Source organism: Streptosporangium sp. CA-115845 (assembly GCF_050943795.1).
Classification (GTDB): Bacteria; Actinomycetota; Actinomycetes; order Streptosporangiales; family Streptosporangiaceae; genus Streptosporangium.
On the sequence record NZ_CP191988.1, the window covers coordinates 6,857,260 to 6,883,091 of the forward strand.

At 70.3% G+C, this 25,832-nt stretch carries 23 protein-coding genes; 21 read left to right on the top strand and 2 right to left on the bottom strand.

From position 1 onward, the window contains the following. Positions 1-6: 6 nt before the first annotated feature. Positions 7-813, top strand: a complete 807-nt coding sequence (locus ACQP0P_RS32820) for a hypothetical protein (protein WP_433362260.1) — start codon at positions 7-9, stop codon at positions 811-813. Positions 814-1,020: 207 nt separating this feature from the next. Here ACQP0P_RS32820 and ACQP0P_RS32825 read toward each other — a convergent pair whose 3' ends face one another. Next, on the bottom strand, positions 1,021-2,193 hold the full coding sequence (locus ACQP0P_RS32825; protein WP_433362263.1) for an ABC transporter substrate-binding protein: 1,173 nt from the start codon (positions 2,191-2,193) through the stop codon (positions 1,021-1,023). A 221-nt stretch (positions 2,194-2,414) separates the two neighbouring features. On the opposite strand from ACQP0P_RS32825, the gene ACQP0P_RS32830 reads away from it, so the two are divergent. The 16 genes from ACQP0P_RS32830 to fxlM all read left to right on the top strand — a co-directional run bounded on the left by ACQP0P_RS32830 (position 2,415) and on the right by fxlM (position 19,609). After that, complete coding sequence (locus ACQP0P_RS32830) at positions 2,415-3,158, top strand: GntR family transcriptional regulator (protein WP_399528969.1); 744 nt, start codon at positions 2,415-2,417, stop codon at positions 3,156-3,158. A gap of 123 nt (positions 3,159-3,281) precedes the next feature. Continuing rightward, positions 3,282-4,253 (top strand): Gfo/Idh/MocA family protein, encoded by a 972-nt coding sequence (locus ACQP0P_RS32835; protein WP_399528968.1) that lies wholly within the window; start codon positions 3,282-3,284, stop codon positions 4,251-4,253. Next, complete coding sequence (locus ACQP0P_RS32840) at positions 4,250-5,086, top strand: TIM barrel protein (protein ID WP_433362267.1); 837 nt, start codon at positions 4,250-4,252, stop codon at positions 5,084-5,086. Before ACQP0P_RS32835 ends, ACQP0P_RS32840 begins: the two co-directional genes overlap by 4 nt. A 23-nt stretch (positions 5,087-5,109) precedes the next feature. Then, positions 5,110-6,054: a 5-dehydro-2-deoxygluconokinase gene (gene iolC / locus ACQP0P_RS32845; protein ID WP_433382231.1), complete on the top strand. Its 945-nt coding sequence runs from the start codon at positions 5,110-5,112 to the stop codon at positions 6,052-6,054. Next, positions 6,047-6,928, top strand: coding sequence for a Cgl0159 family (beta/alpha)8-fold protein (locus ACQP0P_RS32850; RefSeq protein ID WP_433362269.1), 882 nt, complete (start codon positions 6,047-6,049; stop codon positions 6,926-6,928). Before iolC ends, ACQP0P_RS32850 begins: the two co-directional genes overlap by 8 nt. Continuing rightward, on the top strand, positions 6,925-7,773 hold the full coding sequence (gene iolB / locus ACQP0P_RS32855) for a 5-deoxy-glucuronate isomerase (protein WP_433362272.1): 849 nt from the start codon (positions 6,925-6,927) through the stop codon (positions 7,771-7,773). The genes ACQP0P_RS32850 and iolB overlap by 4 nt, the downstream gene beginning before the upstream one ends. After that, the gene (gene iolD / locus ACQP0P_RS32860; RefSeq protein ID WP_433362273.1) at positions 7,770-9,608 is read left to right on the top strand and encodes a 3D-(3,5/4)-trihydroxycyclohexane-1,2-dione acylhydrolase (decyclizing); all 1,839 of its coding nucleotides are present in this window, start codon (positions 7,770-7,772) and stop codon (positions 9,606-9,608) included. The genes iolB and iolD overlap by 4 nt, the downstream gene beginning before the upstream one ends. Next, on the top strand, positions 9,608-10,588 hold the full coding sequence (locus ACQP0P_RS32865) for an inorganic phosphate transporter (RefSeq protein WP_386317000.1): 981 nt from the start codon (positions 9,608-9,610) through the stop codon (positions 10,586-10,588). The genes iolD and ACQP0P_RS32865 overlap by 1 nt, the downstream gene beginning before the upstream one ends. Then, positions 10,585-11,244 carry a DUF47 domain-containing protein gene (locus ACQP0P_RS32870; RefSeq protein WP_386317002.1) on the top strand — a complete coding sequence of 220 codons (660 nt, stop codon included), beginning with the start codon at positions 10,585-10,587 and terminating at the stop codon, positions 11,242-11,244. Before ACQP0P_RS32865 ends, ACQP0P_RS32870 begins: the two co-directional genes overlap by 4 nt. A gap of 58 nt (positions 11,245-11,302) precedes the next feature. Next, entirely contained in the window at positions 11,303-13,129 is a 1,827-nt protein-coding gene (locus ACQP0P_RS32875; protein ID WP_433362275.1) for an ABC transporter permease, read from the top strand. After that, a complete protein-coding gene (locus tag ACQP0P_RS32880) occupies positions 13,130-14,230 on the top strand; it encodes an ABC transporter ATP-binding protein (RefSeq protein WP_433362277.1) in 1,101 nt (366 codons plus the stop codon). Beyond that, on the top strand, positions 14,227-14,991 hold the full coding sequence (locus ACQP0P_RS32885; protein ID WP_433362280.1) for an HAD family hydrolase: 765 nt from the start codon (positions 14,227-14,229) through the stop codon (positions 14,989-14,991). Before ACQP0P_RS32880 ends, ACQP0P_RS32885 begins: the two co-directional genes overlap by 4 nt. Beyond that, complete coding sequence (locus tag ACQP0P_RS32890) at positions 14,982-15,785, top strand: inositol monophosphatase family protein (protein ID WP_433362283.1); 804 nt, start codon at positions 14,982-14,984, stop codon at positions 15,783-15,785. Before ACQP0P_RS32885 ends, ACQP0P_RS32890 begins: the two co-directional genes overlap by 10 nt. Continuing rightward, on the top strand, positions 15,782-16,561 hold the full coding sequence (locus ACQP0P_RS32895) for a Cof-type HAD-IIB family hydrolase (RefSeq protein ID WP_433362286.1): 780 nt from the start codon (positions 15,782-15,784) through the stop codon (positions 16,559-16,561). The genes ACQP0P_RS32890 and ACQP0P_RS32895 overlap by 4 nt, the downstream gene beginning before the upstream one ends. A gap of 27 nt (positions 16,562-16,588) precedes the next feature. Next, on the top strand, positions 16,589-18,169 hold the full coding sequence (locus ACQP0P_RS32900; RefSeq protein WP_433382234.1) for a CoA-acylating methylmalonate-semialdehyde dehydrogenase: 1,581 nt from the start codon (positions 16,589-16,591) through the stop codon (positions 18,167-18,169). Positions 18,170-18,433: 264 nt separating this feature from the next. Beyond that, on the top strand, positions 18,434-19,609 hold the full coding sequence (gene fxlM / locus ACQP0P_RS32905) for a methyltransferase, FxLD system (protein WP_433362289.1): 1,176 nt from the start codon (positions 18,434-18,436) through the stop codon (positions 19,607-19,609). Positions 19,610-19,667: 58 nt separating this feature from the next. Here the strand turns inward: fxlM and ACQP0P_RS32910 are convergent, their stop codons facing one another. Further along, a complete protein-coding gene (locus ACQP0P_RS32910; RefSeq protein WP_433362292.1) occupies positions 19,668-20,543 on the bottom strand; it encodes an alpha/beta hydrolase fold domain-containing protein in 876 nt (291 codons plus the stop codon). A gap of 561 nt (positions 20,544-21,104) precedes the next feature. Here ACQP0P_RS32910 and ACQP0P_RS32915 point away from each other — a divergent pair. From ACQP0P_RS32915 to ACQP0P_RS32930, 4 genes are all read left to right on the top strand, one after another. Continuing rightward, a complete protein-coding gene (locus tag ACQP0P_RS32915) occupies positions 21,105-21,560 on the top strand; it encodes a DoxX family protein (RefSeq protein ID WP_433362295.1) in 456 nt (151 codons plus the stop codon). A gap of 380 nt (positions 21,561-21,940) precedes the next feature. After that, positions 21,941-22,924 (top strand): ATP-binding cassette domain-containing protein, encoded by a 984-nt coding sequence (locus ACQP0P_RS32920; protein ID WP_433362298.1) that lies wholly within the window; start codon positions 21,941-21,943, stop codon positions 22,922-22,924. A gap of 181 nt (positions 22,925-23,105) precedes the next feature. Then, positions 23,106-23,870, top strand: a complete 765-nt coding sequence (locus ACQP0P_RS32925) for an ABC transporter permease (RefSeq protein WP_433362301.1) — start codon at positions 23,106-23,108, stop codon at positions 23,868-23,870. A gap of 193 nt (positions 23,871-24,063) precedes the next feature. Then, positions 24,064-25,707: an N-6 DNA methylase gene (locus ACQP0P_RS32930; protein WP_433362304.1), complete on the top strand. Its 1,644-nt coding sequence runs from the start codon at positions 24,064-24,066 to the stop codon at positions 25,705-25,707. The last annotated feature ends 125 nt before the right edge of the window (positions 25,708-25,832 follow it).

Consider the following 25,832-nt stretch of genomic DNA (forward strand, 5'->3'; position numbering starts at 1 on the left):
GAGATCTTGACGACATCCGGAAACAGGCGGGTGACGGTCTTCACCGTGATCCGGCTGTTCTCGATCCTGCACCTTCGGTCAACAGTGGTGGTGCTCCTCGGCGTCACGATGCTGATGGTCGTGGGCTTTCGGGTTGGGTTCCGTGACTGGGACCAGGGCTCCGGCGCTGCCTGGCTCGTCTCCCTCGGTATGCCGATCGCGGCATTGCCGGTGGCTTCGTACCTGTCCGCGGTGGCGCTACGACCGCAAACGCATCTGCGGGACATGAACCGGATGCTGGCCGGCCAGAGCTGGGCGCACTGGCGGTACGACGAGGCCGGCTGGAAGGCCGCGAACGACATCGAGGGCCGCCGCGAACGGGACCAACGGATCTCCTACACCGCCCCGTTGTTCGCGGTGGCCGCCGGCCTGGTGCTCATGGCCGCCGGGGCCGCCGCGGATGTGCACGGAGTCGCGGCCATCGGTGTGACGATCGCGGTCGTGGCGCTTCTGTTCGTCGCGGCCGCGGGAACCACCGAGCTGGGGCGCGGCACCCTGATGGCACGCGTCCGCCCGGAGGGCGAGGTGTACATCGGCCCGCTCGGTGTCTACCGCCGGCCGGGCGGGTACGCGGCGCTGTACGCGCCCGGTTTCGGGCTGCGCGAGGTGGATTTCGTCGATGCCACCAGGGGCACCCCGGCGTTCCTGCGATTCACCGTGATGGCGAAGGGCGAGCTGCGGCCGCTCACTGACGTCGCGGTGCCTCCCGGGCGGGAGGAGGAGGCACGGGCGTTGGTCCAGCGGTTCCAGGCCGAGGTGCTCACCTCGCGCTGAAACGGCGGTCTTCTCCCGAACGTCGGCCTGCTGAGCGGCGAGCGCGTGCTCGAAGCCGGCGAGCAGGGCAGGGGAGGTATCCAGGCCAAGCGCCGCCCACCACAACGCCTGGATACCTTGGCCGCAGCCGGCCGTACACGGCCGGACCCGAAGGGGGTCGCCGCGGGAACTTAGGTGCTTGACGGTGACACGGGCGCCTTCACCGGGTCAGCCGTGGTTGACCCGCCAGAAGTCGGAGACGGTCTGGCGCCCCTGCAGGTCTCCGAGGAGTCCCTTGGGATCGGTGTGGAAGAGCTGCCCCTTCCAGTCGGACAGCCCGGGCGGGGTGACCAGGGGCTTGACCGTGCTGTTGCCGGAGATGCCGCCCTCGCCGATCTCGTGCTTGACGCCCTCCTCGGTCATGATGAAGTGGACGTACAGCTTGGCGGCGTTGGGGTGCTTGCTCTTGGCGGCGATCGCCACGTACTTGGGGTAGCTGAAGCCGACGAACGGTGCCATCCCCTCGCACGTCGCCTGGGTGTACCCCTTGTCCTCGTTGTTACGGAACTTCGAGATCGACATGAATCCGATCTTCTTGTCGGTGGAGCTCGGCGCGCCCACCGCACCGGAGATGTCCTCGTCGGAGCCGGTCAGCACCGGCTTGTTGCCCGCCATCCGCTTGATCCACTCATAGGCGGCGCTCTTCTCCCCGGTCTCCAGGGCCTTGCCGTACTTGGTCTGGTATGCCTGCTCCAGCGCCTGGTTGCCGTGCGCGTCCATCTGGGTGAAGAACGACAGCACGGTCGGCTTGCCCAGCGGGTCCTGCATCACCAGCTTGCCGGCCCACTCCGGCTCGGTCAGGTCCCAGACGTTCTTCACCGGGCACCCTTCCGGCGACAGCTTGGTGTTGTAGGCGAAGACCGTGGCCTTCGACAGCGCGAGCAGCGGGTTCTGGTTCTCGGCCGGGATCTGGTCCGTGAGGTCGCCGGGCACCCATGTCCGCGCCACGCCCTGCGGGATCAGCTGGCCCACCAGCACGCCGCCGTCCTCGTACATCGCCGCGTCGATCGTGATGTTGTCGGCGGCATGCTCCCTGAGCATCTTCTCGGCGGTCTGCGGGGTGTCCGACTTCACCCCTTCCATCTTGATGCCGTACTTCGCGGTGAACGCCTTGGCCACCTCTTCGATGTCACCGCTGGAGTCGTAGACCAGCACGCTGCCTTCCTTCTTGGCCGCGGCGACCAGCGCGTCCAGGTCGAAGTTCGCGTCGAGTGAGGGGCCGGGCAGCGGCTGCTGGGCGGTCGTCGCCGGCGAAGGGGCGCCGGTGGCCGTGGAAGGCGCGCAGGCTGCGGCGGCAAGCGCCAGCAGCGCCATAGGGATGATCTTTTTGGTACGCCTCACGGTAGCGTCACTCCTTTTGCCCATCGGGGTGGTAGGCGCCGCCAAGCACCCCGACTCGGCGCCGCAATGGGCTCAACAATGAACATCACGTGAATAGCTTGTCAAGACATTCTTACCTTGATGAAGTATCCGACACACTCTCGTTACCGGATGGGCGGCCCGGCGAGCGGGCCTGAATCGGCCGTTGGTCAGGACATTCTGACGTCAGATACCATCTGACCGTGACTGCGACGAGATTGGACATCGACCTCGACCGGTCGAGCCCGGTTCCCCTGTACTTCCAGGTAGCCGAGCGGATCGCGGAGGCGATCCAGACAGGCGAGCTGCTCCCGGGTTCCCGGCTCGACAATGAGATTCAGCTCGCCGACCAACTGGGGCTTTCGCGCCCGACCATCCGCCAGGCCATCCAGTACCTCGTCGACAAGGGGCTACTGGTCCGCAAACGCGGCGTCGGCACCCAGGTCGTACACGGCCAGGTCAAGCGGGCGGTCGAGCTCACCAGTCTCTACGACGACCTGCGCAGGGCAGGACAGAAGCCGATGACCCAGGTGCTGTCCATCGACACGGTCGCCGCCGAGGAGAGTGTCGCCGAAGCCCTCGGGGTCGCGCCGGGCACCGCGGTGCTCCAGCTGGAGCGGCTCAGATACGCACTGGGGGAGCCGCTCGCCCTGCTGCACAACTGGCTGCCCCTGGGATTGACGCCCCTGTCGGCCGAGATGCTCGAGGCTCGCGGACTCTACGAGCTGCTGCGCTCGGCCGGCGTCCGGATGCGGGTCGCGAACCAGCGGATCAGCGCTCGTGCCGCCACCCCGGCCGAGGCGCGGCTGCTGAACGAGCGTCGCGCCTGCCCACTGCTCACCATGGTCCGCACGACCTACGACGACCAGGGCAGGGCCGTGGAGCACGGCTCACACGTCTACCGCGCCTCCCACTACTCCCTTGAGGTCACCCTCGTGGAGCGCTGAGCGCGTCATCCCTTCCGGCTTCATCATAGTGATGATGATAGCTAGTCAGAATGTCAGGACAAATCATTGACGGTTCACCTGTCGTTCATCTAGAACTGGAGGCCCCTGTCACAAGGAGCCGCCATGCGTGTGGGTTTGCTAGGCCTTGGCCGGATAGGCATGTTCCATGCCGCCACCCTCTCGACTCTTGTCGATGACCTCGTCGTCTCCGACGTGGATCACACCAGAGCCGAGGAGGTGGCGGGACGGCTCAAGGCCCGAGTCGGAGATCCCTTCGACGCGGACGCGGTGGTGATCGCGACCCCGACCTCCACCCATGCGGAGGCGCTGTTACGGGCATCCGACCTGGGCGTGCCGGCGTTCTGCGAGAAACCCGCGGCCCCGACCGTGGCGGAGACCCGGCGGGTCGCCGAAGCGGTCAGGCGTAGCGGCATCGCCGTGCACATCGGCTTCCAGCGGCGCTTCGACGCCGGTTACACCGCCGCACGCGAGGCGCTGCGCGGTGGTGAGCTCGGTGAACTGCACCGGGTCCACCTGTTGACCGCCGATCCGAGGCCCCCGGCCGCCGAGTACGTCGCGCTGTCCGGCGGCATCTTCCGTGACTGCCACATCCACGACTTCGACATCCTGCGCTGGGTCACCGGCCGCGAGGTGGACACCGTCTACGCGACCGGCTCCAATCGGGGCGAGGCCTTCTTCACCGAGGCCGGAGACGTCGACAACAGCGCCGCTCTGATGACCATGGACGACGGCACGCTGGTCACGCTGCAGGGCTCCCGCTACAACGGCGCCGGATACGACGTGCGGATGGAGCTGGCCGGAACCCGTGCCACCTGGGCGGCGGGGCTCGGTGACCGGACCCCGCTGCGCTCGGCCGAGGGCTTCGACACGGGCGGGGACCCGTGGCCGGACTTCCAGGCCAGGTTCGACGCCGCGTACGTCGCGGAGATGCGCGCGTTCCTGGCGATGGTGCGAGGTGAGCGCGAGAGCCCCTGCACGGTCCAAGACGCCCTGTCCGCGCTCTACCTCGCCGAGGCGGCCGATCTGTCGCTCCGCGAGGGGCGGCCGATCCGCCTCCTGGAGGTGACGAAGTGAGGATCGCCGCCGCACCGATCTCCTGGGGGGTCTGCGAGGTGCCCGGCTGGGGATACCAGCTGCCCGCCGAGCGGGTGCTGACCGAGATGGCCGAGATGGGCCTGACGGCCACCGAGCTGGGCCCCGACGGCTTCCTGCCCGCCGATCCCGGCCGCCGTGCCCGCCTGCTCGACCGCTACGACCTGCGCGCCGTGGGCGGCTTCGTCCCCGTGGTCCTGCACGACCCCGCCCACGACCCGCTGCCGGGTCTGCGGGCCACGCTGGCCTCCTTCGAGGACGATGCGGTAGCCGTCCTGGCCGCCGCCACCGGCGTGGACGGCTACGACACGCGCCCCGTGCTGGACGCGGAGGGCTGGCGCACGCTCCTGACCAATCTGGAGCGGATCCGTCAGGAGACGGCCCGCCCGGTCACCCTGCATCCGCACGTCGGAACCATGATCGAGACCAGCGAGGAGGTGGACCGGATCCTCGACGGCTGCGGCGTCGCGCTCTGCCTGGACACCGGCCACCTGCTCATCGGCGGCACCGACCCGCTGGACGTCGTCCGCAGGGCTTCCGGGCGGATCGCCCACGTCCACCTCAAGGACGTCGAGGCAGCCCTCGCCGAGCGGGTCCGGACGGGCGCTCTCACCTACACCCAGGCCGTGCGGGCGGGGATCTACCGTCCGCTCGGCCAGGGCGACGTCGATGTGGCGGGCATCGTCACCGGCCTGACCGCGGCCGGCTATCCCGGCTGGTACGTGCTGGAGCAGGACGTCGTCCTCGACTCCGGGGACGCGAACCCGATGGAGGACGTCCGCACCAGCCTGGCCTATCTCGGAGGCCTCAGGTGAGCGTGCCCGCCGAGGTGCTGACGATGGGCCGGGTCGGGGTGGACATCTACCCGCTCCAGGTCGGGGTGTCGCTGCGGGAGGTGGAGACCTTCGGCAAGTACCTGGGCGGCAGCCCGACCAACGTGGCCGTGGCCGCCGCCCGGCTGGGTCGCTCCAGCGCGGTGATCACCAGGACCGGGGCCGACCCGTTCGGCCTGTTCGTCCACGACGCGCTGCGCGCCTACGGCGTCGACGACCGCCACGTGACCGAGGTGCCCGGCCTGCCCACACCGGTGACGTTCTGCGAGATCCTGCCCCCGGACGACTTCCCGCTCTACTTCTACCGCTATCCCAAGGCTCCCGACCTGGAGATCCTCCCCGAGGAGCTGGATCTCGCGGCGATCGCGTCAGCGGGGGTGTTCTGGACGACCGTGACCGGGCTGTCGGCGGAACCGTCCCGCAGCGCGCACCTGGCCGCCTGGCGGGCCCGGGGACGGGTGCCGCACACGGTGCTGGACCTGGACTACCGGCCGATGTTCTGGCCGGACGAGCGCGAGGCCCGCCACCAGGTGCGCGCGGCGCTCGGACAGGTCACCGTCGCGGTCGGCAACCTGGAGGAGGCCGAGGTGGCCACCGGCACCCGCAAGCCCCACGAGGCGGGCCGGGCGCTGCTGGAGGCCGGGGTCGAGCTGGCGATCGTCAAGCAGGGCCCGGGCGGGGTGCTCGGCATGACCGCCACCGAGACGGTGGAGGTGCCGCCGGTGAAGGTCGAGGTCGTCAACGGGCTCGGCGCGGGCGACGCCTTCGGCGGGGCGCTCTGCCACGGCCTGCTGGAGGACTGGCCGCTGGAGCGGGTACTGAGGTTCGCCAACGTGGCCGGGGCGATCGTGGCCGGTCGGCTGGCCTGTGCCCCCGCCATGCCGGCCGTGGACGAGATCGAGAACGTCCTGTCAGACGGATTTCCGAAAGGGGACGCCGCGCATGCGTGAAGAGGACTACCGGCGGTTGCTCGAAGACCGGGCCTGGCATCCGGAGCGGGTGACCGAGGCGGCCGCCAAGCGCAGGCGCAGGCCGTTGCCGACCGGCCGTGACCAGCTGCTGATCATCGCGGCCGATCACCCGGCGCGGGGCTCGCTCGGCGTCGGCGGCGAGCCGATGGCGATGGAGAGCCGTGCCGGTCTGCTGGATCGGCTCATGACCGCCCTGGCCAGGCCCGGCGTGGACGGGCTGCTGGCCACGCCCGACATCGTCGAGGACCTGCTGCTGCTCGGCGCGCTCGACGGCAAGATCGTGATCGGTTCGATGAACCGGGGCGGCGTGCAGGGCTCGGTGTTCGAGTTCGACGACCGCTTCACCGCCTACGACGCCGAGTCGATCGCGGCGATGGGTTTCGACGGCGGCAAGATGCTGTGCAGGATCGCGCTGGAGGACGCCTCGACCGCCGCCACCCTGGCGAGTTGCGGGCATGCCGTCACCCGGCTGGCCAGTTACGGGCTGATGGCGATGATCGAGCCGTTCTGGTCCAGGCGGGTCGACGGCGTGGTGAGGCACGATCTGTCGCCGGAGGCGATGATCCACGCCATCAGCGTCGGCCAGGGGCTCGGCGCGACCTCCGCCCGTACCTGGCTGAAGATCCCGGTGGTCGAGGGGATGGAGCGGGTCATGGAGGCCACGACACTGCCGACGCTGCTGCTCGGAGGTGACCCCGACAAGGCACCCGAACAGGTCTTCGGCTCCTGGAGCAAGGCACTGCGACTGCCCGGCGTACGTGGTCTGGTCGTCGGCCGGGCGCTGCTCTACCCGCCGGGCGACGACGTGGCGGCGGCCGTGGACACCGCGGCGAGCCTGCTGGAGTCGTCGTGACACATATCCCCCACGGCACCGCCGCCTCGCCCCCGTGGGCAGTGGAGATCACCCCCGAGTCGGCCGGTTGGACCTATGCCGGCCTGCGGGTGGTGGATCTGCCGGACCACCCCGTGCACTTCTCCACCGGCCGGGAGGAGATGCTGGTCCTGCCGCTGTCGGGCTCGTGCGAGGTCACCGCGGGCGGCCTGCGGCTGTCGCTGTCCGGGCGTGCGTCGGTCTTCGACGCGGTGACCGACTTCGCCTACCTGCCGATCGACACGTCCGCGGTTATCACCGGCCACGGCCGCGTCGCGCTCCCCTCGGCTCGGGCGACCCGGCACTTCCCGGTCCGGTACGGCCCGGCGGAGCAGGTCCCGGTGGAGGTGCGCGGCGCCGGGCAGGCCAGTCGCCAGGTCAACAACTTCTGCGCGCCGGACGCCTTCGACTGCGACAAGCTCGTCGCGGTCGAGGTGCTCACCCCCGGCGGGAACTGGTCGTCCTACCCGCCGCACAAGCACGACACGGCCTCCGAGCACGAGGCCGTACTGGAGGAGATCTACTACTTCGAGGGCGGCCCCGGCTACCAGCGGGTGTACGGCACACACGACACCCTGGCCGAGGTGAGCGGCGGAGACGTGGTACTCGTCCCGCACGGCTACCACGGCCCCTCGATGGCCGCCCCCGGCTACGACCTGTACTACCTGAACGTGCTGGCCGGACCCGCCGAGCAGCGGTCCATGGCCTTCTGTGACGACCCCCGGCACGCGTGGATCCGTTCCTCCTGGGCGGATCAGCCGGTCGACCCCCGTGTCTCGCGTCGCGTCGCGGACGCCGGGAGCGGACTCCCTGGAGGTACCTCATGAGGCTCACGGTGGCTCAGGCGCTGGTGCGGTTCCTGGCGAACCAGTGGGCGGAGCGCGACGGCGTCGAGCAGCGGCTGATCGCGGGCGTCTTCGGCATCTTCGGCCACGGTAACGTGGCGGGCGTCGGCCAGGCCCTGGCCGAGCAGGGCGCGGGCACCGGCGACGCGCTGCCGTACTACCTGGCCCGCAACGAGCAGGCCATGGTGCACACCGCCGTCGGCTACGCCCGCACGCGCGACCGGCTCTCCACCTTCGCCTGCACCACCTCCATCGGCCCCGGCGCCACCAACCTGGTCACCGGCGCGGCGCTGGCCACCATCAACCGGCTCCCGGTGCTGCTGCTGCCCGGCGACGTCTTCGCCACCCGGGTCGCCGGCCCGGTACTGCAGGAGCTGGAGGACCCGCGCTCCTACGACGTGACGGTCAACGACACGCTGCGCCCGGTCAGCCGCTTCTTCGACCGGATCAACCGGCCCGAGCAGTTGCCGTCCGCCCTCCTGGCCGCGATGCGGGTGTTGACCGACCCGGCCGAGACCGGCGCGGTCACCCTGGCGCTCCCCCAGGACGTGCAGGCCGAGGCCTACGACTGGCCCGGGGAGCTGTTCGCCCGGCGGGTGTGGCACGTGGCCCGGCCGGCGCCTGAGCCCGCCGCGCTGGCCAGGGCGCTCGAACTGACCCGCGGCTCGCGCAGACCGCTGATCGTCGCCGGAGGCGGGGTCGCCTACAGCCGGGCCTGCGCGGAACTGCTCAGCTTCGCGGAGAACCACGGCGTGCCGGTGGCCGAGACCCAGGCGGGTAAGGGCGCGCTGCCCTACGACCACCCGTGCGCGGTCGGCGCGGTCGGCCACACCGGCACCGCCGCCGCCAACGCCCTGGCCAGGGAGGCGGACCTGGTCATCGGCATCGGGACCCGCTACAGCGACTTCACCACCGCCTCCCGGACCCTCTTCGGCCGGGCCCGGTTCCTCAACGTCAACGTCACCGCCTTCGACGCGGCCAAGAACTCCGGTGCGATGCTCGTCGCCGACGCCCGCGAGGCGCTGCGCGCCCTCGACCGGACGGACTGGCGGGCCGACCCCGAGTGGACCCGTCAGGCGGCCGCCCTGGCCACCGGCTGGCAGGCCGAGATCAGCCGGACCTACGCCGGGACGGAGCTGACCCAGCCGGTCGTGCTCGGCATCCTCAACGAGATCGCCGAGGACGGCGTGGTCGTCAACGCGGCCGGGTCCATGCCGGGTGACCTGCACCGGCTGTGGCGGGCCCGGGACCCCAGGGGCTACCACGTGGAGTACGGCTACTCCTGCATGGGTTATGAGATCGCCGGAGGGCTCGGGGTGAAGCTCGCGGACCCGGAGCGCGAGGTGTTCGTGCTGGTCGGCGACGGCTCCTACCTGATGATGGCCCAGGAGATCGCCACCGCCGTGCAGGAGGGCGTCAAGCTCGTGATCGTCCTGGTGGACAACCACGGCTTCGCCTCGATCGGCGACCTCAGCGAGTCGGTGGGGGCCCTGCGACTCGGCACCGCCTACCGGATGCGCGGCTCGGAAGGAGAGCTGGACGGCGACCGGCTTCCCGTGGACCTGGCGGCCAACGCGGCCAGCCTCGGCGCCGACGTGCTGCGCGCCGACGATCCGGAGGCGCTGCGGGCCGCGCTGGCCAAGGCGGTGGCGTCCGCGCGCACCACGGTCGTCTACGTCGAGACCGTCCCCGGCGGCGGCCCCGGCGCCCAGGCCTGGTGGGACGTCCCGATCGCCGAGGTGTCGGAACTGGCCCAGACCCGGGCCGCGCGGGAACACTACGACGAGGCCAAACGCGATCAGCGGCCCTACCTGTGATGGGCTGGACGCCGGCGTTCGCCGCGATGGCGGTCCTCTTCGTGCTGGTCAGCGGAGCCAACGACGGAGCCACCCTGATCGGGCTGGGGCTCAGATTCCCCCGCTCGCCGGGATGGGCGATCGCCGCGCTTCTCATGGTGGCGCTCTTCGCCGGGCCGTACGTGCTGGGGGTCTCGGTCGCGCGGACCTTCACCGAGAGGCTGGCGGGGCTCGGCACGAGTGGCGGAGCGACGGCGTTCCTGGCCGGGGTGGTGACCGCGGTGATCGTGGTCGCGGTACTGACCGGCAAAGGGCTGCCGACCAGCCTGACGCTCGCGGTCATCGGCGGCATCAGCGGCGCGGGGCTCGGCGCGGGACTGCCGGTGTCGTGGCGGAGTCTGGGCACCGTCCTGGCTGTCGGGGCGGGTGCCCCCCTGGTCGGCCTGGTCCTGGGCCACCTGCTGGGAACCCTGTCGCGCCGGGTGCCGTCCTACCACCGGATGCCCCGGCTCCTGCTCTCCGCCCATCTGCTGGCCTACGCGGGCCAGTGCGTGGCCTACGCGGTGAACGACGGCCAGAAGATGATCGCGGTGGTCAGCGTCGCGTTGAACGTGGGCCGCGACGGGCTGGGCGGGGTCGGCCCCATCGAGGTCCCGCCGGTGTGGATGGCCGTCCTCGTACTGCTGTTCCTCGCCGGATCCCTGACCAGTCTCACCCGGGTGGGAGAGCGACTGGGCCGCGGCCTGGTCATCACCCGGCCGCTGCACATCGTCTCGGCCGAGACGGCGGCCACCGGCGCCGTCCTCGGCAGCTCGGCCCTGGGAAGCCCGGTGAGCATGACCCAGTCCATCACAGCCGGAGTGGTCGGCGTGGCGGCAAGCGAAGGAGCCAGGAGGGTGCGATGGCAGAGCGTCGTGAACATGGGTACGGCATGGCTGGTCACGCTGCCGTCGTCAATGGCCCTGGGCTGCCTGGCCGGGCTCGCGATGAGGCTGCTGTGAGCGGCGCGGGCGGTCGCGCCCGGCGGTTCGCGCGGGCCTGGGACGACCTTCGCGGCCGATCCGGACGGCGGGTCGTCGAACTGGTCCGCAAACAGGTCGCCGTCGCCCGCGCCGGAGCCGTACTGGCCCGCTCGACCGCCTCCGGCACGATCGGGCGATCGGCCGCCCGCACCCGGATGACCGAGGTGGAACATGAGGGCGACGAGGCGCGGGCCGAACTGGTGCGCGTTCTGCGGCGGGTGCTGGCGACCCCCATCGACCGGGAGGACCTGTTCCGGCTCTCCCGGTCGATCGACGACGTGCTGGACCACCTGCGCGACTACGTGCGCGAGACCGACCTGTTCGGACCGGAGGATCTCGGCTTCGCCGTCGAGCCGCTGCAGGTGGTGAGCGACGGCCTCGATGAGCTGGAGAACGCCGTCCTGAAGATGATCGACGATCCCGGCTCGGTCACCGTGGCCGTGCTGGCCACGCGCAAGGCCTGCAGCCGGGTCCGCCAGCTCTACCAGACCCGGCTCACCGAGCTGTTCACCGGGCCGCTGGAGATGGACACCCTGCGTGAACGCGAGCTGCTGTCGCGCCTGGACGCCGTGGGCCGGCGGCTCGGCGAGGCCGCCGACGCGCTCGCCGACGCGATGCTCAAGCGAAGCCACTGAGGAAGCTGACGGACCACGCACCGCGCCGGTCCTTGTGAACCCCCCGAAGGAAGTACCCATGGCTCTTCTCACCAAGGCGGAAACGCCGCCACCTCCCCCGAGGCGGCGCAGGCTGGTGTACCGGCTCCGCGTGCTGCGCCACGATCCGACCGCCGCGCTCGGACTGATCCTCGTCATCCTGCTCGCCTACCTCGTCGTGGCGCCGCTGATCGCGGTGCTGTCGGACGCCTTCCGTCTGCAGTACGGCGACGACGTGCACGCCGGGCAACAGACCGGCGAATGGACCGGCTACTACCTGTGGCGGGTGTTCCGCTCCCAGATCAGCGGCCTGCTGTTCTGGGAACCGCTGCTCAACACGCTGGTGATCGCGGTGGGCACCACCCTGTTCGCGCTGGTCCTCGGGGGCGGCATGGCCTGGCTGGTGACCAGGACCAACGTGCCCGGGCGCAAGTGGCTCGCCGGCGCCCTGGTGGTCCCCTACATGCTGCCGTCGTGGACCTTCTCCCTGGCCTGGCTGTCGCTGTTCAAGAACGAGCGCGCCGCCGGGCAGGTCGGCTTCCTGCAGGCCCAGGGCATCCGGACACCCGACTGGCTCGCCTACGGCGCGGTACCGATCATCATCACCCTGGGGCTGCACTACTACCCGTTCGTGCTGCTCCTGGTCGGGAACGCGCTGCGCCGCATCGACGCGCAGCTGGAGGACTCCGCGCGGATCCTCGGCGCCTCGCAGCGGACCGTCATCCGGCGGATCGTGCTGCCGCTGATGCTCCCGGCGCTGTCCTCGGCCGTGCTGCTGGTGGTCGGCCGGGTGCTCGGCACGTTCGGTACGCCCTACGTGCTCGGCCTGCCGGCCGACTACCGGGTGCTGTCCACCGGGCTCTTCCAGTCGATCCGCGACCGCAGCACCGGCGTGGCCTCCGTACTCGCCACCGTCATCGTGATCATCGGGGTGCTGATCGTCCTCGTCGACACCCGGATGATGCGTGAGCACCGCCGGTTCGTCACCGTGGGCGGCAAGGGGGCGATGGACCGGCTGGGCGATCTGCGCCGCTGGCGCTGGCCCGCCTTCGCGCTCGGCCTGGTGGTCTTCGCGGTGAGCGTCCTCGTCCCGGTCCTGACGCTTCTGGTCTCCACGGTCACCCGCACGCCCCTGGACCTGTCGACCTTCACCCTCGACTACTGGTTCGCCGAGAAGCTGCCCGGAGCGGTCGGCTTCCCACACGGCGTCTTCCGCGGTTCCGAACTGTGGGAGGCCGCCTGGAACTCGCTGCGCATCGTCGGCCTGGCCTCGCTGATCTGCGCGGTCGCCGGCCTGCTGATCGGGTACGTCGTGGTGCGCGGAACGGCCCCGCGCGTCGCCGCGTTCCTCCGCCAGGTCTCCTTCCTGCCCTACCTCATCCCCGGCATCGCGTTCGCGGCCGCCTCGCTGTCGCTGTTCGCCGTCGCCAGGGGGCCGGTTCCCGCGCTGTACGGGACGACGTTCCTGCTGATCCTGGTGATGGCCGTGACGCACCTGCCGTACAGCTCGCGCTCGGGCATCGCGGCGATGATGCAACTCGGTCGCGAACCGGAGGAGGCCGCGCAGATCGCCGGCGCCTCCTGGTGGCAGCGGATGCGGCGGATCATCTTCCCGATCCAGAAGGGCGCCCTCGTCACCGGAATCGTGCTGCCGTTCATCTCCGGGCTCAAGGAACTCAGCATCGTCATCATGCTGACCACCACCGGGACACAGCTCCTCACCACCCTGTCGATCGGCCTCGTGGACTACGGATACACCCAGCTCGCCAACGCGGTCGTGCTCATGATCGCCTTGGTCTCCTTCACCATGACCTACCTGACCCAGCGTCTGACCAAGAGCAGCCTGGCGTCCGGCCTAGGAGGATAGATGCCGAACATCACCCTGAGCGGAATCGCCAAGAGCTACGGCGGTGGCGACTACGCCGTGAAGAACCTCGACCTGACCGTCCCCGACGGCGCGTTCATGTGCCTGCTGGGCCCCTCCGGCTGCGGCAAGACGACCACGCTGCGGATGATCGCCGGGCTTGAGCAGCCGACCGCCGGCACCATCGCCGTCGGTGACCGGGTCCTCGACTCCGTCGAGCAGGGACTCTACGTCCCGCCGGAGAAGCGCGGCATGGGGCTGGTCTTCCAGAACTACGCCCTCTGGCCCCACCTGTCGGTGCGCGAGAACGTCGAGTTCGGCCTGCGGATGCGCAAGGTGCCCGCTCCCGAGCGGCGGGCCAGGGCGGAGCTGGCGCTGCAGATGGTCCACGTCGACGCCGCCATGGACCGCTATCCCTCCCAGCTGTCCGGTGGTCAGCAGCAGCGTGTCGCGCTGGCCAGGATGCTGGCGATCAACCCCACGGTGCTGCTGCTCGACGAGCCACTGTCCAACCTCGACGCCCGGCTCCGGCTGGAGATGCGCGCCGAGCTCAAACGCATCCACGAGGAGTCCAAGGCGACGATCGTCTTCGTCACCCACGACCAGTTGGAGGCACTCACCATGGCCACCGACGTCGCGGTCATGAACGAGGGCGAGCTGCAGCAGCTGGCCCCGCCGATGGAGATGTACGCCAGACCCGCCAACCGGTTCGTCGCCGAGTTCGTCGGCAGCCCGCCGATGGCGATCGTCGAGATCGGCCCTTCTCCCACCGGTCTGGCCGGCTCGCTGATGCGCTTCGTCGAGTCCCGCGCCGGGCAGAGCGTCGCCCCCGCCGCCGTCGGTGTCCGTCCAGAGGCGCTGCGCCTCGGTTCGCCACCCCATTCCGCCTGGTCCGAGGAGGCCACCGTCGAGGCCGTGCTGCCGGCGGGCTCCTCCTGGACCGTACGGCTGCGCGTCCTGGACACCGAGCTGTACGCGCTCTCCTACACGCCGGTCGAGGCCGCCGCCGGCGAGGTGCTGACCTGCTGGACCGACCAGATGCACCTGTTCGGCGCGGACGGCACGCGGATCCCCTCCTGGGACAGGACGGGGGTCGGCGCGTGATCCGGCCCAAGGCGTTGCTGCTGGACTTCGGCGGGGTGATCGTGGAGACCGCCCGGCGCCCGTCGTGGGCGGCCGAACTCGCCGCGGAGGTGCACGAGCTCCTCACCAGGGCCGGCTTCCACGGCCTCGGCCTCGACGATGTGGAGAACGACATCCTGGCGGGCGCGCGCGCCGACAAGTACTGGAAGGACTCCACCTCCCGTCAGTTCGCCCCGGCGGAGATGACGCACCGCGGGTTCTGGGCCGACTACGTCGCGGGCGACTGGCCGGAGCAGGCCCGCGCACTGGTGATCGCCGAGGCGACCCCGCTCTGCAGGCGGATGGGCGAGCTGCGCAGCGACCGCAAGACCCGGCCCGCGCTGCAGGAACTGCTGGCCGCCTGCTGGACGCACGGCGTCACGCCCGCGGTCGTCAGCAACGCCCTGTGCGGAGCCGTCCACCGCGACTACATGGCCCTCAACGGCCTCGACCGCCAGGTGGCGGTGCAGGTCTACAGCGACGAGGTCGGCGTCCGCAAACCCAATCCGGAGATGATCTGGATCGCCTGCCGGGCCCTGGGCGTCGACCCCGCGGAGACCTGGTACGTCGGCGACAACTACGACCGCGACGTGGTCTGCGGAGCCCGTGCTCGGGTGGGGGCCACCATCCTGATGGTCTCCCGGAGCACCGAGAAGATCCCCTACAAAGTGCGGCAGCGCCCTCAGGCGACAGTCGAGGACCCGCGCGGCCTGCTGAGCCTCCTGGAGGAGACATGGACCTGAACACCTCGCGCGATTTGGCCGCCATCGCGGTCGAGGCGGCCAGGGCGGTCGGCGACCGGCTCAGGGAGGCCTTCCGCTCCCGGCCCGAAGTGAAGACCAAGCGCGACTTCCACGACCCGGTGACCGAGCACGACAAGGCGGCCGAGGAGCGTATCCGCGAGGTCCTGGACCGGCTGTGCCCGGGCAGCGTCGTGGTGGGAGAGGAGGACGGCGTCCGAGGTGAGGGCGACATCAGCTGGTACGTCGACCCCATCGACGGCACCGCGAACTTCGCCGCCGGCCTGCCGTTCTTCTGCACCTCCATCGGGGCGGTCGTGGACGGCGAGGTGGTGGCGGGCGTCGTCTACGACCCCGTCCGCGACGACGAGTTCACCGCCTCACTCGGCGGGGCCTTCCACAACGGCGCGCCGATCCGCAGCGCCGGCGCACGCACGGACCGGGAGGCGGTGCTGCTGTCGAGCTATCCCTCCCCACGCGACCTGGCCGCGGAGGGAGAGGCGGCGCTGCACCGCTTCGCCCGGATGGTCAACGCCTTCGCCACCACGCGCCGCCCGGGGAGCGCGGCGCTGAAGCTGGCGCACGTCGCCGCCGGATGGTCCGACGTCGCGTACGGCACGTACGTCAACGCCTGGGACGTGGCGGCCGGCTCGCTCCTGGTGGAGCAGGCCGGGGGCGTCTACATCCCGCTGTCCGGCAGCATCTTCACCCCCGGCGGCTATCTCGCCTGCGTCGGTGGATTCGACCTCGCAGGCTCCGTGATGGCCGAGGTCTCCTCGGCGAGGACCGCCTCGTGATCCGCTGGATCGTCACCGACCTGGACGGAACACTCGTCGGGCGCGACCTGGCCATGGTGCCCTCCAGCCGGGACGCGCTCCGCCGCTTCGTCGCCTCGGGCGGAGAGGTGGTCATCGCGACCGGGCGGATGGAGCTGTCAGCCCTCCGCTACTACGAGGAGCTGGGCCTCACCGGGGCGGCGATCCTCTACAACGGCGCTCGCACCGTGGATCTCGGCACCGGAACCGTGCTGCGCTCCTGCCATCTGCCGGTGAACGCGTGGAAGGCGCTGCTCGGCCTGTTCGAAGAACTCCCGCGGGGCGTCTACCCGGTGGCGTTCTCCGGCGGCGAGGCACTGGCCGTCCACGACGTGCCCGAACTGCGGGATTACGCCCGACGCGACGGAATCACCCTGCGGGATCCGGGCGACTGGTCGGCACTGCCCCCCGGTGAGATCACCAAATGCATGCTGATCGGCGATCGGCTTCCCGAATTGGACATTCCAGGAACCAGCACGGTTCGATCCGAGGCGACCTATCTGGAGGTGCTGCCCGAGGGCGCGACCAAGGGGACCGCACTCCGCGAGCTGGCCGCCTCCCGGGGCGTACCGCTGGAGCAGATCGCGGCCGTCGGCGACAACCCCAACGACATCGACATGATCATGACAGCCGGACTCGGGGTCGCGGTCGGCGACGGCCACCCGCAGGTCCGTGCGGTGGCCGATGTCGTGGTCGGAGCCTGCGCGGACGGAGCCGTCGCCGACGTGGTGAAACTGGCCCTCGGCTCCCCTGCGTAGGTCGTGAGATCGAGCCCCGAACTGCGGATGCTGATCCTCGCCGTCACGCCGCAGGCACGAAAGGAGCACAAGAACGTGAAGAACATCACTCACTGGATCAACGGATTCCCCGCCGGGGACTCCCCCCATGACATCGGGAGCACACCTTCGGCGCGACTCGGCGAGATCTTCAACCCGGCGTCGGGGGAGGTCACGGGACGGGTCCACCTGGCCTCCACCGCCGAGGTGGACGCGGCCGTGGCCGCCGCCGTCGCGGCCTACCCCGCCTGGCGGGACACCTCGCTGACCCGACGGGCGCGGGTGCTGTTCCGCTTCCGCGAGCTGATGTACGCCCACCGCGACGAGCTCGCCGGGCTGGTCAGCGCGGAGCACGGCAAGGTCCACTCCGACGCGCTGGGCGAGGTCGCCCGCGGCCTGGAGGTCGTGGAGTTCGCCTGCGGCATCCCGCACCTGCTCAAGGGCGGTTTCTCCGAGGGTGTCTCCACCCGGGTCGACTCCTACTCGATCCGGCAGCCGCTGGGGGTGGTCGCCGGGATCACCCCGTTCAACTTCCCGGTCATGGTGCCGATGTGGATGTTCCCCGTCGCGATCGCCTGCGGCAACACGTTCGTCCTCAAGCCGTCGGAGAAGGACCCCTCGGCCTCGCTGTTGATGGCCCGGCTCTGGAAGGAGGCCGGGCTGCCGGACGGTGTCTTCAACGTCGTCCAGGGTGACAGGGAGGCCGTGGACCGGCTGCTGGAGCACCCGGATGTGAAGGCCGTGTCGTTCGTCGGCTCGACCCCGATCGCCCGCCACGTCTACGAGCGGGGCACCTCGCACGGCAAGCGGGTCCAGGCGCTCGGCGGCGCCAAGAACCACATGCTGGTGCTGCCCGACGCCGACCTGGACCTGGTCGCCGACGCCGCGGTCTCGGCGGGCTTCGGCTCGGCCGGCGAGCGCTGCATGGCGATCTCCGTCGTGCTGGCGGTGGACCCGGTCGGCGACGAACTGGTCGGCAGGATCGTCTCCCGGGTGGAGAAGCTGACCGTCGGCCCCGGCGACGACCCCCGCTCCGAGATGGGACCCCTGGTCACCGAGGCGCACCGCGACAAGGTGGCGTCCTACCTGGACCTGGGCGTCACCGAAGGGGCGACGCTGGTGGTGGACGGCAGGCTGACCCCGGTCCTCGGCGGCGCGGCGGCGGCCGGGACCTCCGGTTTCTGGCTCGGGCCCACCGTGCTCGACCACGTCCCGCCTGGCTCCCGCGTGCACACCGAGGAGATCTTCGGCCCGGTCCTGGCGATCGTCCGGGTCTCCTCCTACGAGGAGGGCCTGGAGCTGATCAACAGCGGCGAGTACGGCAACGGCACCGCGGTCTTCACCAACGACGGCGGCGCGGCCCGGCGCTTCCAGAACGAGGTCGAGGTCGGCATGATCGGCATCAACGTGCCGATCCCGGTGCCGATGGCCTTCTACAGCTTCGGCGGCTGGAAGTCCTCGCTCTTCGGCGACACCCACGTGCACGGCACCGAGGGCGTGCACTTCTACACCCGGGGCAAGGTCGTCACCTCCCGCTGGCTCGACCCGAGCCACGGCGGCGTCAACCTCGGCTTCCCCACCAACGGGTAGGCGCATCTCCCCGCGGTGATGTCATCCGCTCCCGGTCTTCCAGGTCCTCTCCCATCGGGCCGGAAGGCGGGAGCCGCCCGCCGGCCTCTCGTGTCGGCGGGCGTTGCGCGGCACTCGCATGCGGAGTACCGTCACGGCCCCCGGGCCCCATGTTCTCCCCCTCCAACTCCGGCGCGGAACGCCGGACATCGGTGCGCCACGGGAACGTCACATCTTCGGGGCATATAACTCAGGGCACCAGATGCGCATAGGGCACGGAGGTCGATGATGGCTCAGTGGCACGCGTTACGGGAAGAGCTGGTCTCACAGGTGCGCACGCGGGGGATCAGCGAGGTCGTGACCGGCGCGCTGCGGGCGGTGCCGCGACATGTCTTCCTGCCGGACCTGCCGGCGGAGACCGTCTACCAGGACGACGCGATCGTCACGAAACGCGACGCGGACGGCCAGCCGATCAGCTCCTCCTCGCAGCCGGCGATCATGGCTCTGATGCTGGACCAGCTCGGGGTGGAACCGGGGCAGCGCGTGCTGGAGATCGGCACCGGAACGGGCTACAACGCCGCGCTCCTCGCCCATCTGGTGGGGCCGGAGGGCCAGGTCGTGAGCGTCGACATCGACCCCGAGCTGGTCACGCTCGCCGGGGAGCACCTGGCGGTCGCGGGACACCCCGAGGTGAGGCTGGTGTGCGCCGACGGATCCGGGGGATTCCCGCCGGGGGCGCCCTACGACCGGATGATCGCCACCGTCGGCGTGTGGGACCTGGCACCGGCCTGGCTTGAGCAGCTCGGGCCCGGCGGGCGCTTGGTGGCCCCGTTGGACCTGCGGGGCGTGCAGCGCTCGGTGGCGATGGAGCGAGCGGACGGGTACTGGACGAGCCGCTCGGTGCTGCCCTGCGGGTTCATGCGGATGCGCGGCCCCTTCGCGGGCCCCGAGACGACGCTGGTACTGGACCGCGAGTCCGACCTGACGATCTCGCTGCCCGAGGCGAGCGAGATCGGTGACGTGCTGGCGGCGCTCGACGGACCCGTGGTCGAGCTCTCCACCGAGATCAGCGTCGGCTTCTCCCAGCTCCTCGACGGGCTGAGCCTCTGGCTGGCGGTGCACGAGCCCCGGTGGTGCACCGTGTCGGAGGCACGGCCCGGGTGGCTGGCCTCGCCCCCGCTCGACCTGACCGGGTTCCGGATGGCCGTCGGGATCGTCGAGCGCGACAACCTCTGCATGCTGGAGCCGTCACCGGACGGCACCCTGATCGCTCGCGGCCACGGGCCGGACAGGCTGCGGCTCGCGGGCGAGCTGGTCGCCCACGTCCAGGCGTGGGACATGGCGGATCGCCCCATGACGACCGGACTCCGTATCGACGCCTACCTGGGTGATCCTCCACGCGGCGGGCTGCTCCTCCGCAAGCGCCACTCCACCCTGGCCCTGTCGTGGCAGGACTCGTAGCGGGTTGCCATTGGCGCATGTGGCGCCGGCCGTCGCTTCGATCGCGGCGGAGCCGCGTTCAACTCTTCCGCAGGATCTGCGCGATCGTCGCGATGGCGCGGCGGCCCTCGGGGACCGGGGTCAGGACGTAGACATGGAAGGCTCCCCGCACGACGTGCAGGTTCACCTGCACACCGTCCGGGGCGCGCTCCCGCAGGAGCAGGGCGTCGGGATAGAGCACGTCGTGCGTGCCCACGAAGAGCTCGACCGGTGGCAGGCCGGTCAGATCACCGTGGACGGGGCTCAGCCGCGGGCCGCGCGGATCGTCCCCCGCGGCCCAGGCACGCCCGGCCTCGATCAGGCCGACGCTGCTGAGCCATGGATCGCGCCGTTCGACGACGGGGATGTCGGGGTGGGACATGGTGATGTCCAACCATGGTGACAGCAGGATCAGTCTGCCGGGCCGGGGCAGCGCGGAGGCGGCCAGGTCCTGCGCCAGGGCCAGCGCCAGGCCGCCTCCGGCTGAGTCTCCGGCGAGGAAGACGGCCTCCGCCTCGTAGGTCTGGAGCAGGTCGCGGTAGACGGCGGTGAGGAAAGGAAAGGCTTCGCGGTAGGTGTGCCGGGGAGCCAGTCCGTAGATGGGCACCTCCACCCGCATCCCGGCATCGGCGAGTGCGGAGATGAAGCTCCAGTGCTCTTTGGTGATCTCATTGATGTAGGAGCCGCCGTGCAGGTAGATCACCGTTTTGGCCGGGGCCGAGCGCGGGACCACGGTGTAGCAGTCGAACCCCTCCAGGCTGCGCCGGTGCATCCGGTGCCGTGCGGTTACCCGGGCCGGGGGAGCCGGGTCGGCCTTGACCGCGTTGATCGCCTTGCGGGCCCGCTCGGCGGTGGCCATGCGCGGCTTGTACAGCCTGCGCAGCAGCACCGACAGGACCCTCATCTGCACGCTCATCACGCCTCCTGCGGAGCCTGTGGCTCATTCATATCCGTCCCTTGCGGACGCGCCGGCTGCCGCCCGCGATCGGCCCTGCCCATGGGGTACGCGGCACGTCGCCCACCACCTGCACGCTGCGCGGCACCTTAGTATCCGGTCGGCGTGGTACGACGAATACTGGAATTCGCCTGTCGATGGGGGCACGGTTCGGGCGACGTCCACAACCTCCGCGTCCCGGGTACACAGGTGACGGGTCACGGCCGCGCATGGAACGCGCCAATCAGCCATGTGATTGAAACATACATTAAATAGTTAAGTAGAATATTTGTCGGTAAAAGGCGATCCATTCGGTTCAGCTGCAATTTTCGCACTTAACTCATTCTTTACCGATCAGTAATGATCGTCGACTCCAGACATCACGCCTGCGATGATCTACCATGACATCAACCTTGACAAAAGGGTAAACAAGGATGCGGGCCGCCGTGTCATCGAACCGTACGGAGCGAGGGTGGAATGTGGCCCGGCGATGCCGTGTGGAAGCAACGGATACGCGGCTCCATGAAAATCAGGGGTGATTCCATGCAGATCAACCGATTCAACGGGCCGGTGCTCTCGCTCTTCCGCATCGTGACAAGTCTTCTCTTCCTGTGCCACGGCCTGGCGTCGATGTTCGGCGTCTTCGGCGGCAACCGTGGCACCGGCCAGGCCCTCGCGTTCGGCGCCTGGCCCGGCTGGTGGGCCGCGCTCATCCAGGTGGTCTGCGGTGGGCTCGTCCTCGCAGGGTTCCTCACTCGCCTCAACGCGACGCTCGCGTCAGGCTCGATGGCCTACGCGTACTTCGTGGTGCACCTGCCACAGGACTTCATGCCGTTGCGCAACGGCGGCGAGCTCGCGGCGCTGTTCTGCTGGTCGTTCCTGATCATCGCCGTGCTCGGCCCCGGCCCCTGGGCGATCGACACCCTGCTCCGGCGCCGCCGCGGCGCCTTGACCGCCCCCCGCCGGATCCACGCCCCCGCGCACGCCGAGGGAACCTGACCGGCACCTTTTCCCAGGAGCGTACCGGAGCCCTGGGCGCCGATCCGGCGCCTGGGGCTCTCTCACGTTCCGGCGGCTCAGGGGGCGCCGGCGGGGCCCGGCTTCCCGGGGCGTAACGGGAATTTCACACTTTTTTCATTGCTCCAGCCGGATTCGGAAAAGCCCAGGTCAGCGTGGAGAACCCGGTTCGGGCGGGTGGCGGAAAGGACCTTTCACCGATCCGAGGGAGCGCGAGTTTTCGCAGGTCAGACCAAATGTGAATGTACGTTTCACGTTTGCCTGATCCGGATCACGTGGGTAAAGATGAATCATCTCCAGCCGAACCCCCGACCAGGGGTTTCTTCGGCATGCCGGCAACCGACCACCCCGAGGAGGGGACGATGATCCATGCCCGAGGACTGACCCGGCGATTCAAGGTCGGAAAAGGAGTCGTCGACGCCGTGCGCGGTCTCGACATCGATGTGGAGGCGGGCCAGCTGGTGGCCTTCCTCGGTCCGAACGGCGCGGGGAAGTCCACCAGCCTGCGCATGCTGACCTCCCTGCTCCCGCCGACGTCGGGAACCGCGACCGTGGCGGGCCGCGACGTCGTGTCGGATCCGGCCGGGGTCCGCGCCCGCATCGGCTACGTCGGCCAGAAGAGCAGCGCGGGTGAGAACTTCCGCGTCCGCGACGAGCTGGTGACCCAGGCACGCTGCTACGGGCTGCGGCGGGCCGAGGCGCGGCGGCGGGCCGACGAGGTCCTCGGCCTGCTTGACCTGGAGACGCTGGCCACCCGGAAGCCCGGCACCCTCTCCGGCGGCCAGCGCCGCCGCCTCGACATCGCCCTGGGCCTCATCCACCGGCCCGGCCTGCTGTTCCTGGACGAGCCCTCGACCGGCCTCGACCCGCAGAGCCGCGCCAACATCTGGGAGCACATCCTGCGGCTGCGCGAGGAACACGGCACGACCCTCTTCCTGACCACTCACTACCTGGAGGAGGCCGACACCATGGCCGAACGGGTGGTGATCATCGACCATGGCCGGATCATCGCCGATGGAACCGCCGAGCAGTTGAAGGGCGAGCTGGCCGGCGACCGCGTCACGGTCACCGTCCACGACGAGCCGGGGGCGGCGAGGGCCGCCGAGGCCGCCGAACGGATCGCGGGATCGGACGCGGTCACCGTCGACGAAAGGACGGTACGGCTGCGGGTGCCCCACGCGGGCAGGGCACTGCCGGAGTACCTGCGGTCCCTGGAGGCCTCGGGGGTGAAGGTCGCCACCGCGGAGACCGCCCGGCCCACGCTGGACGACGTGTTCCTCGCGCTGACCGGCCGCAGCCTGCGCGAGAGCGACGAGAGCCACGGGACCGCGCCGCACGACGCCTGACCGTCGGCTCCGCCCCCTCGCACTGAACGACCACGATCCGCGCGGCACCCGGCCGTCGGCGCCGTGCTTCCCGCATTGGCCGGCCACGACCCGCACAGCGCCTGGCCGCCGGTGCCATGCCCCTCCCGCCGAACCGCGAGGGCCACCGGCCCCTCCCCCACCGGCAAGAAAGGTCACCCCCGTGAGCGTACGACTCTTCCTCCGTGACACCTCGACCGTGTTCTCCCGCGAGTTCGTCCCCGTGTTGCGCGAACCCCTCGGCCTCCTCTTCACCATGGGGCAGCCGCTGCTCTTCCTCTTCCTGTTCGGTCCGCTGCTCGCCGGAACGCAGAGCTTCGAGGGCCAGGGATCGCCGTGGCAGTGGTTCGTGCCCGGCATTCTGATCATGATGTGCCTGTCCGGGCCGATGATGGCCGGGTACTCCCTGCTGGTGGAGTTGATCGGCGGTTCGATGGAGCGCATGCTGGTCACCCCGCTGAACCGCACCGCGATGCTGGTCGGCCGGACGATGAAGGAGTTCGTGATCCTGCTGGCCCAGGCCGCACTGATCATCGCACTCGCGGTGCCGCTGGGCTTCCGGCCGCACCTGCCGGGGGTGCTGACCGGGCTGGCGATACTGGTCGTGTTCGGGATCGGCCTGGGCTCGCTCTCCTTCGTCCTCGCGATCGCGTCCAGTCCGAGCGGCAACCTGTTCTACGGGGTCACCCAGCTGGTGCTGTTCCCGCTGATGCTGCTCTCCGGCGTGCTGTTGCCGATGGACTTCGGTCCGGCGTGGCTCCAGGCGGCCGCCACGCTGAATCCGGTCACCCACATCGTCGAGGCGGAGCGGGCACTGTTCTCCGGCCGATTCGCGGACCTGTCGGTGCTGTACGGAATGCTCTGGGCCTGCGTCGTCGCCGCGGTGGGCCTGGCCATGGGCACCAGGGCGATGCGCCGCGGCATCTGACCACGGCGCCCTCGGAAGCGGGCCCGTGTTCGGCCTGTCCCTACTCAGAGGGCGATGTGGTCATGCTCGCCCGTGACCCCCGGCATGGTCAGCGGCTGGGAACCGGGCCGCCCTGTGTGATCCAGCCCCGTGTTGACAATGTCAATAGACCCTTCTCTCAGAAGATTCTTCTGCCCCGTGTACTGTTACCTCCGTGAATGTCGATTCCCAGGCCGGGGCTGATTCCCTGGTCTCGGCTGTGGAGATCGCGAAGCTGGCCGGGGTGACGCGGGCCGCGGTCTCCAACTGGCGTAGGCGGCACGCTGACTTTCCCTCGCCTGCCGGTGGCGGGGCGCACAATGTTCTGTTCGCCCTGCCCGAGGTGCACAGCTGGCTGGACCGGCATCGCAAGGGCAGTGAGGTCTCCGGCGAGGTGCTCATCTGGCAGGCCCTGCGCGGTGAGTACGGCGACGAGATGGCGCGCGGCCTCGCCGATGTCGCCGAACTGCTCACCACCGGATTCTCCGAGTCACTGGATATCGAGGTCCGGTCGCTGGTGAAGGACCTGGCCGCGCGGAGTTCACCCGCCGACGTCGTCGCGGGGCTCACCGAACGCTTCATGGGCTCGGCGGGCCGGACGGGCGCGGAGCAGGTGTCGACCGCCCGGCTGGCCCGTGCCGTACGGCATTTCGCCGGTTCGGTGAGCGGTACCGTCTTCGACCCCGCCTGTGGAATCGGCTCCCTGCTCCTCGCGCTCGGGAGTGCTCCGGAGGTCACCCTGGCCGGGCAGGAGGTCGATCCGTCGGCCGCCCGGCTCGCCGAGTCGCGGGCGCGGCTCGCCGGGCATGCGGACGTGACGATCAGGGTGGGTGACTCGCTGCGCGAGGACCGCCGACCGGAGCTGCGGGCGGCGCTCGTGGTGTGCGACCCGCCGGTGAACGTGCCCGACTGGGGGCGCGAGGACCTGCTGCTCGACGCCCGCTGGGAGTTCGGCGTCCCCACCCGGGCCGAAGCCGAACTGGCCTGGTTGCAGCACTGCTACGCGCACGTCGCACCCGGCGGCAGGGTCGTCTTCGTGGCATCGGCCTCCGCCGCCTACCGCAAGGCGGGCCGCCGGATCCGCGCCGAGCTGGTACGGCGCGGCATCCTCACCGATCTCGTCGCGCTGCCCGCCGGGATGGCCGCCTCGCACGCCCAGCCCGTGCATCTCTGGCTGCTGGCCCGGCCGTCCTCCCCCGAGAGCTCGGCCTCCTTCGTCCGGATGGCGGACCTGACGGCCAACGACCCCGACGGCCCGTTCGAGCCCGCTCCAGAGCAGGTCGTGGACGTGCCGCTGATCGATCTGCTCGACGAGACGGTGGATCTCACCCCTTCGCGTTACGTCGCGGCGGCCCGTACCGACCATCTCGCGGAGTACCTGTCCATCCGCGAGGCCCTGGTGGGCCGGCTCCACGAACTGCTGGAGCTGTTGCCACCTCTCGCCTCCGGTCCCGGCTACCTGGAGGGCGGCACGGTCAGGATGGCCGACCTGGCCCGTGCCGGACTCGTCGAACTCATCGAGGGTGGGGCCGTCTCCACCAGTGACCAGCTCGACACCGACTACCTGCACGGTTTCCTGCGCAGCGCCGCGAACACCCGGCGTTCCACCAGCGCCAGCGGCAGCTTCCGCACCGACGTTCGCGGCTCGCGCATCCCCCAGATGGGCATCGACGACCAGCGCCGGTACGGCGCCGCCTTCCGCGTCCTCGGCGAGTTCGAACAGCGCGTCAGGGAACTCACCGAACTGAGCGACCGCGCCACCTCGCTGGCCCGCGACGGCCTCACCGGCGGAGCCCTGCGCCCCCGCACCGACCGGTGAGAACCGGGGCATCTCCCCGCCGACGTGTCCGGCCCCGACCAGAACAGCGGCCAACGGGCCAGAAGCCTTTACCGGCTCGCCACACACGTCGCACGCCGACCACGCCCAGCCGATCGGCAAACCGA